This is a genomic window from Frigoribacterium sp. UYMn621, assembly GCF_040549525.1.
In the GTDB taxonomy this organism is placed as follows: Bacteria; Actinomycetota; Actinomycetes; order Actinomycetales; family Microbacteriaceae; genus Lacisediminihabitans.
The window spans coordinates 1-7,032 of the sequence record NZ_JBEPTM010000032.1 but is presented as its reverse complement, the minus strand read 5'-3'; the positions used below and the strand labels follow the sequence as shown (position 1 = coordinate 7,032).

The 7,032-nt window shown below is 62.3% G+C and carries 8 protein-coding genes; 1 reads left to right on the top strand and 7 read right to left on the bottom strand.

Annotation, left to right across the window (positions count from 1 at the left end):
- Window positions 1–347: 347 nt before the first annotated feature.
- Both ABIB54_RS17490 and ABIB54_RS17485 read right to left on the bottom strand, forming a co-directional pair.
- Complete coding sequence (locus ABIB54_RS17490; RefSeq protein WP_354576809.1) at window positions 348–998, bottom strand: cation diffusion facilitator family transporter; 651 nt, start codon at window positions 996–998, stop codon at window positions 348–350.
- A 369-nt stretch (window positions 999–1,367) separates the two neighbouring features.
- A complete protein-coding gene (locus tag ABIB54_RS17485; RefSeq protein ID WP_354576808.1) occupies window positions 1,368–1,616 on the bottom strand; it encodes a hypothetical protein in 249 nt (82 codons plus the stop codon).
- A gap of 336 nt (window positions 1,617–1,952) precedes the next feature.
- Between ABIB54_RS17485 and ABIB54_RS17480 the strand changes: the two genes are divergently transcribed.
- Window positions 1,953–2,132 (top strand): ANTAR domain-containing protein, encoded by a 180-nt coding sequence (locus ABIB54_RS17480; protein WP_354576807.1) that lies wholly within the window; start codon window positions 1,953–1,955, stop codon window positions 2,130–2,132.
- Between the two features lie 57 nt (window positions 2,133–2,189).
- On the opposite strand, the gene ABIB54_RS17475 is transcribed toward ABIB54_RS17480, so the two are convergent.
- Genes ABIB54_RS17475 through fadE16 form a run of 5 tightly spaced genes read right to left on the bottom strand, consistent with a single transcriptional unit; the run spans window position 2,190 to window position 6,111 of the window.
- Complete coding sequence (locus tag ABIB54_RS17475) at window positions 2,190–2,585, bottom strand: Rv1678 family membrane protein (protein WP_354576806.1); 396 nt, start codon at window positions 2,583–2,585, stop codon at window positions 2,190–2,192.
- Window positions 2,582–3,136: a DoxX family protein gene (locus tag ABIB54_RS17470; RefSeq protein ID WP_354576805.1), complete on the bottom strand. Its 555-nt coding sequence runs from the start codon at window positions 3,134–3,136 to the stop codon at window positions 2,582–2,584. The genes ABIB54_RS17475 and ABIB54_RS17470 overlap by 4 nt, the downstream gene beginning before the upstream one ends.
- 17 nt (window positions 3,137–3,153) lie before the next feature.
- The gene (locus ABIB54_RS17465; RefSeq protein ID WP_354576804.1) at window positions 3,154–4,143 is read right to left on the bottom strand and encodes an Rv1681 family radical SAM protein; all 990 of its coding nucleotides are present in this window, start codon (window positions 4,141–4,143) and stop codon (window positions 3,154–3,156) included.
- Between the two features lie 2 nt (window positions 4,144–4,145).
- Window positions 4,146–4,970, bottom strand: coding sequence for an Rv1680 family SBP-like protein (locus tag ABIB54_RS17460; RefSeq protein ID WP_354576803.1), 825 nt, complete (start codon window positions 4,968–4,970; stop codon window positions 4,146–4,148).
- Window positions 4,971–4,977: 7 nt separating this feature from the next.
- A complete protein-coding gene (gene fadE16, locus ABIB54_RS17455; protein WP_354576802.1) occupies window positions 4,978–6,111 on the bottom strand; it encodes an Rv1679 family acyl-CoA dehydrogenase in 1,134 nt (377 codons plus the stop codon).
- Between the last annotated feature and the right edge of the window lie 921 nt (window positions 6,112–7,032).

Sequence of the window (7,032 nt, the reverse complement as noted above, 5' to 3'; positions counted from 1 at the left end):
ACAGCGGAGAACTGTCCGGACCAAAAAACACGGAACCGTCCGGGATGTGTTGATACCCGAACGTCCGGAATGTCCTGCGCCATAACACATTCAGAAGAGAACTAACTGCCATAGAAGCTCGGAGTCCGCCTAAAGGAGACTGGGCGTCCTTCGGCAGCGTCAGGTTCCCTGGGTAGCCGGCGAAGGTGTTTGGTGAGACAGTTCCGGTCAGCGCGATTCCTTGACGCTCCTATCTCGCGCGAATGTCGTGCCCGCAAGTGGAACCTTCTCCGGGCCAAATTCCGGCAGTAGTGCGATTGATTGGGACGTGATTGATGGTCTTTCTGTGATGCAAGACCCGGTCGGTCTCAGTCGTTATCGAAGTCGATATCGGCTCCGCGTAGTGCGGCGACCGCTTGGACGGCCAGCTGGGCCCCCGCGTAGCCAATAACGGCGGCGAGGATGAGGGCGATGACTGGATCGAGCCAGTAAAGCCCGCCGGTGCGCCAGATGATGGTGCCGGCCACGAGCACTCCGGCAGCTGCTGCCGCATCCGCGAGGGTGTCCAGGAGCACAGACTTCATGTGGATGTCTTCGCGACGCGCGGACAGGCCGAGCACAATTGCGCCGGCGATCATTACGGCGAGAGTGATAAAGCTGACCACGGCCATCGGGAATCCGAGCACGGCTGGAGAACCTTCACGCAATCTCGCGATCGCTTCGACGGTGACAATGACGGTCACCGCGATGAGGATCGCGGCGTTGACGAGAGCGACGATAGCGATCGGCCTGTTAGCGCGGGGGTGATCCGGGTTTCGGTCGCGCAGGGTCACCGCGATCAGCCCGAGGGCCAGAGCCACTGAGTCGGCCAACGTGTCGCCTGCTGCCGCGAGGACGCCCACCGAGCGGGCCGCGATGCCGACTGTAACCAGTCCGCCGATCAGGGCGAGGTTCAAGGCCAGAACGATGGCAAGCCTGCGCCTCTGGCTGAATCGTACTGTCCCGGGATTCGAGCTCACGCGCGCGCAACGGATTTAAGGGTATACCTGTTCCACAGCGGACCGCACACCGAATCAACACAACTGGGAGAACTCGCCAGACCATCCTTTCAAACCCAGGCTGCGGCCTCGTCGTAGCGGCCCGCAAGTGGAACAGCCAGCGCGACAGTTGTGGACCACTCCAGCCAACGTCCGAGTGCGGACCTTGGCGTTCTATCCGCCTATCGGTCCGATTCACCACTGGAGCAGACCGATCGAGGCAAGCAACTTCCGAATTGATGCAGCGATCCCCGTTATGGGAATCCACCAGGTCGCCCTTGATCGGTTGTAGTTCCAGACGCACAGAGCGACGCAAGCCAGGAAGACCGCGAGGACTCCGATGGGAACAATCTACGCGGAGAACTCGATCAGAGCGAAGCTGTAGTCCCTGCTGCCGCAGGATTCAGTAATCATCGCGCTCACGGCCGCGACGAAGACGAGACCGCCCGCGAGGAGGACTTGGACGACGAAGAGAACAAAGGTACCGCCCAACGGTGGGGCATCAGGGGTCCTCGGGAGGTCGGCTCCAATTCCGCCGTAGCTCTCGTTGAAGAGCATGCCCATCTCACGACGACGGTTGCGACGAGCTACTCGATCCATGGATCGACCATATTCCGAAGGACGTGTTGAACCAGAATATTGCTCGACAAGTGGCCACCGCGATGATTCTATGGCTAGTCAACGCAACTACCGACCGTGCTGGCGCTGTGTCACTTGGGAACCTTGAGCGGACGCTGGGTGGCTAAGCGTGAGAAATACTGATCGGGAAAATCGACGAGGCGCAATGGGCGACCGAAGTCGCCCATTGATATGGACGCCATCCAAGCGGAGGATATTGCCAAAACTCGATCCTGAAACGGTGGCGTTGAGGAGGGCTTTGTCTTGGATCAATCGGATTCGCTTGACGGTGGGGATTCGAGTCCCGCAAATTCTCAGATGTCAGTTGGAAGCTTCAAAGTTCACCAGGCGACAGGGATGGTGATAGCGCAGGCAGGAGTGTCCCCGGCTGAAGCTCTTCAAAGGCTGTGCTTCTATGCCGATGCTGTCGGCGCCCCGCTGGAAGACGTGGCCCGGCAGGTTGTAGACCGCGCAATCTCATTCGCTTCGGTCGGCTAAATGCCACATTGATCGCCCCACATGATCCTCGTCACCGGTCCCGAAATTAGCGCAAAGCTACTGGCTCTTTTCAGACAATGGCCGCGACGTGATCCAAATTGCGACGAGCGCGGTGCCGAGCCCGACCATGAGGGCGGCGGCGTTGACAGACCCGGAGATGATGCCGATCGTCGAATCGTAGGTGACGAGGCGCACCAGCCCGACGATGATCGAGATGGCTCCGGTTGCGAGCAGGAGCAGGGGCATCCGCAGCGCACAACCGAGCGCGGCGAGACCTCCTATTGCGACCAGCACGACTGCTTGCACGAGGTTGACCGAGACGAACTGCAGCGGCGTGTAGTGCAGCAGGGAGAACAGCGAACCGAGCGCGGTGAAGCCGGCGACGATCAGGCCGCGAGTACGCCAGGCGACTGAGCTGCGAGCTGTGCTCCGGGTGGGTGTGGCGGCGCTCATGAGAGCACCATCGCAATCCGAGCCGGCCGACCTTCCGCTAGCGACCATCGGGGTCTGAGTAGTCCATCGACGCCGGCAATCCGCCCGGCGGCGGTTGCCAGGATCACGAACTGCGCCGCGAACATCAGGTAGTAGCTCCACTGCCATTCCCCCGGTGTGTTCAGCACCGAAAGGGTGATGGCAATCGTCTGCAGGATGCCGATGGCCGCCCAGAAGCGGGTCAGAAAGCCCACAAGCAGAAACGCACCGAGACAGAATTCCGCGATCAGCACCGCCCAGCCGAAGAGTGCGAAGTTGGGATAGATGACGTTCTGCACCAGCCAGCTGAATGCCCCGAGCACCGGATGCTTCACCGCGTCTGCCGTGTACTGGTAGAGCCCATTGTGAGCAGCCTGCCCGAAGTCGGGCGGACGCTTCCAGTTCACGTTCTGCAGCCACATCAACCCCACCGCGATTCGTACCGCGGCGAGAACTGCGCGAGTGGCGCGCCCCGTCTCGATCTGGTTGACATCCCTCTCACGGGCGGTCGCTGGCGTTTCGGTAGTTGTCATGGCGTTCTGGTTCCTGTTCAGGCGCAGGCGAACATGGCCGACGCGGCGGTCATCGACGACCACTGTTGGGTGAAGAGTTCGCTCACCCGATCGAGCGCGGGGGCAAGCGGCAGGATCTGCCTGGTCACCAGCGCGTCCTCATCCAGCGCGGCAACGGGATGCCAGTAGATACCCTCCGCCGTCACCGTCACCTCGGGAATCAACGATTCACGAGTGAAAGTGACCCCTTCCTCGGCGACACCCTGGAGCGCGATCGGGCGGATGATCTGGTCGGCTCGAGGGATCCCGAGGCCGTCGAATAGCGCATGCAGCTCATCGAGGGCCGGATCATCGTTCGCCGAGATCGTCGCGGCGACCCGCACAGTGAAGCCCTCGTCGAGCGCCACTCGAATGCCGGCAAGTGCCCGTTTCCAACTCCCGGCACCGCGGTGTGAATCGTGTACCTCAGCGGTCGGCGAGTCGACGCTGATCTGCAACGCGAAGCCTTCCCGAGGCATTGCCTGCAGTTTGCGCAGCCCCAGGCCCCGGAACAGCATCCCGTTGGTCAGCAGTGTCGTCGGTAGGCGGTCGACGCAGGCACGGACTATCGCATCGATATCCGGAAGCAGGAACGGCTCGCCGCCGGTGAGATACAGTTCCTGCACACCCCAGTCGGCCGCTTCGGCAACAAGTGCCTGAATGTTGTCGATGCCGAGCAGCCGCGGATCTGTTTTGGGCGACGATGCGACGCAACAGTAGTCGCAGGCCAGATTGCAGTGGAAGTTCGTGTATAGCCAGAGCCGCGCTCCGGGCATCCTGTCGGCCGGGATCATGCTGCTGGGGTTGCGGGGCCTCCCACGACCGACGGTGACATGGCCGGTGTCCTGTTCGACCATCAGCGTGCTGACGAGCGTGTTGCCGGTCTTCTCGCACCAGCGGCGCACAAGGTCCAGTTCGCTCGCCGAAGCAACCGCGAACTCGGCGGTGTCACCCTCCGCTAGCTGTTCGACAGTGCGCATGAGTGCCATGACTACCATCGGGAGTCCACGCCCTGCTCCGCGATCGCCTCGAACAGGCCCGCGTAGCCCTCCAGGTGCGGCTCGACCCACTTGGTCAGGCCCTCCAGTTCGAGAATGCGCCGATGCGCCGGCACGTTCCAGTCCATGGCGAGAAGCTTCGCCACCCACGGCGCGTAGACCGATTCGGGAAGGGTATCGAGGGCCGTGAACATGCAGTGAGAGTAGGTTTCGGTCTGCCAGACCGGCTCGAGCATCCCGGGCATCAGGTCGCCGCGGCCGATGTTCTCCCACACCGTGATTCCGATGGCCGCGACATCAGCCTCACCGGCGAGCACCGCATCGATCGCATCCAGCTCGCTGCGACCAGTGTCACCGTGTTTGCCAATATCACTGTTGAAGCGTTGCACCTGCATGCTGTCCACGTCCACGCCGGCCGCGCGCAGGTAGTGAAGCGGCAAGATCGCGGCGTGCGCTGAGTCGGCCGAGCCGAGGGCCAATCGCCGGGTGACGATGTCTTCGGGTCCGGACCAGCCGCTGCCCGCCGCGGCCACGAAGACGGTCGAAAACGCCGCGTCGGTGTCCCGCTGGGCGAGCGCCTGTACATGACCGTCCGTCTGGAGGACGGCCCGCGCGTACGCGAGGTTGGTATTCCAGGCGATGTCGATCATGCCGGCCTGAAGGGCGTCGACCAGACGCCCGTAGTTGGAAAACAAGACAAAATCCATCGCGGTCGCGGGCTCGTCGAAGTATTCGCGGATGCCCTCCCAGATGGGCACGACGTTCGGTGTGTAGGCGACTGCCCCGATGAGCAGGGGGGCTCCGCTGAGTTTCGACATTCGCAGCTCAGAACAGGGGAAGGCCGGTGAGAGCCTTGCCATAGAAGTCATAGAGAACGTCGGCGGTCGGGGCCATGACCGATCCGGCACGCGCATCACGGAACGCCCTCTCGATGGGAAGGTGTTTCGAGAACGCCGCACCCCCGCACACTCTCATCGCCGATTCAGTGATCGTGAGAGCGGCATCATTGGCGGAGGCTTTAACGCCGAGCACAAAGAGCGGCGTGTCCTCGGCCGGACTCGCCACCTTCGCGGCAGCCAGCGCCAGGTAGGCCTTCTGCGCGGCTAGTGCAATGCTCATCTTCGCGATCTGCGCCCGGATCGTCGGTAAAGCGGAGAGGGCCTGATCCAGGTGCTCCAATCGGGCGCCAGTCACGTGCGCCACGGCGGCATCGACCGCCGCGGTGGACAGCCCGAGTGACACCGCAGAGTTGCCCAGGTTGAACCACGGCAGCACCGTTGCCATCATTGTGCCGAACCCGCTGCCCGCCTCACCGACGCGATAACCGGAGGGAATAGTCACGGCTATCGACATCGGGCTGGACGCATTGCCGCGAAGCCCCAGACCGCTCCACGGTCCGGCGATATCCAGTCCGGCGGTACCGGCCGGGATCGCGTACAGGTCCACCGTCTCAGGGTCGACCGCGCTCTTAGACGACATGACGTAGACATCGGCGTAGCCCGCCGAGGTAACCCAGCTTTTATAGGCTGTGAAGCGAAGATCATCCCCGTCGGCCACCGACTCCGACACCGGTGCCCAAAAGTGCGAGCGCGAGCCTTTTTCACTGAACGCCAGCGTGCCGAGCACCTCACCCGAAGCCATCCGCGACAGAAGGTCCGGCATCCCGGCCGGCGGGGCGGATGCCACCGTCACCGCGGCCGCGACATGCATCAGGTAGATCATCGCGGTCGAACCACAGGCCGCCGCGATGGCGCCGAGCACCTCGGTGAACTCGACAGGCCCAGCCCCCATGCCGCCATGTTCCTCGCTGATCACCAAGCCCAGCAGCCCGCTGGCGCGGAGTGAAGCCACCGAATCAACGGGGTAGACCCCATCCTCGTCGACTTGTTGTGCATGAGCGGCGGCCACCGCCGTTACCTGCGCCACTGCTTCTTCGAGGGTCGACTGCGTCATGGTCATTCGGTCTCCTGGAATCGTTGCTAAGGGTTCTCGACACCGCTTTCGCGAGACCGACCAGCCAAGTATCTCTCGCGAGAAGGCGCACGCGGAAACGAATTTCTTACCGATCTCTAACAGCTGTCACCGCGCCCAGCTGCCAACCCCGCGATGGGAGTCGGACGGTCAGCACTGCGACAACTCTTCGACTGGTCTACAACTTTCAGGCTTTCGCGCCCTTGCTCTATCGTCGTCATCTTCGGCCAAAGGGTCGATCCACCGTCAAGGGACACCTCAATCCCGACCAGCCCTCAAGCGGGAGGTGGGTTGGGGCGCAACTCGACCTTCCCTTACCTGTGCTCTGCGGTGCATGATTTCTGCATAGAATCAACTGGCTCCAAGGTCTGGGTCGCGATCACTTTGATCCTCGGGGCCGGCGTGACTTTCGGCGGTGCTGCGATCGGCGGATGGGCAAACGATTGCAAGAGGGCATTGTCAGGGCTTGAGATACCCTCGGCATCCTTCTTCGGCGGTCCACCCGGGTTTTCACGAAGCGGTTGTCAAGTGTTGGTGGATGCGTCTGCGGGGGGTGTCGTGAACCTAACTTGGATCATCGCAGCCATAGCTTGTGTCCTCGCGGCCGCCATCATCTATCTCACCAACCGGGCTCCGAAGAAGGCTCCGCCATCAGCGTAGGTCCGCCAAAAAAATCTGGACCATCTGGTGGCTGCGATCACGCTGAAGGCACGGCACCTCATGGTCGCGATTCCTGAGTGCAGCGACTGCGCCGGACATTGACACTTGGGAAAGTAGCCGCGCCTAAAAGGCAACACGGGCCGTCCCGCAAGCCGAACCCTCACTGGGACGGTTTTCTCGATGCGCTTGCTCCTTCCAAAATCCACACCGCGCGATGACCAAGTCACAAACACACCAGAGCCTTGGCCA

What these genes read in the sequence shown, in the direction of transcription:
- ABIB54_RS17480 (WP_354576807.1), top strand. Translation starts at nt 1,953, where the DNA reads ATGTCAGTTGGAAGCTTCAAAGTTCACCAGGCGACAGGGATGGTGATA.
- ABIB54_RS17470 (WP_354576805.1), bottom strand. Translation starts at nt 3,136, where the DNA reads ATGACAACTACCGAAACGCCAGCGACCGCCCGTGAGAGGGATGTCAAC.
- ABIB54_RS17460 (WP_354576803.1), bottom strand. Translation starts at nt 4,970, where the DNA reads ATGTCGAAACTCAGCGGAGCCCCCCTGCTCATCGGGGCAGTCGCCTAC.
- ABIB54_RS17465 (WP_354576804.1), bottom strand. Translation starts at nt 4,143, where the DNA reads ATGGCACTCATGCGCACTGTCGAACAGCTAGCGGAGGGTGACACCGCC.
- ABIB54_RS17475 (WP_354576806.1), bottom strand. Translation starts at nt 2,585, where the DNA reads ATGAGCGCCGCCACACCCACCCGGAGCACAGCTCGCAGCTCAGTCGCC.
- ABIB54_RS17485 (WP_354576808.1), bottom strand. Translation starts at nt 1,616, where the DNA reads ATGGATCGAGTAGCTCGTCGCAACCGTCGTCGTGAGATGGGCATGCTC.
- fadE16 (WP_354576802.1), bottom strand. Translation starts at nt 6,111, where the DNA reads ATGACCATGACGCAGTCGACCCTCGAAGAAGCAGTGGCGCAGGTAACG.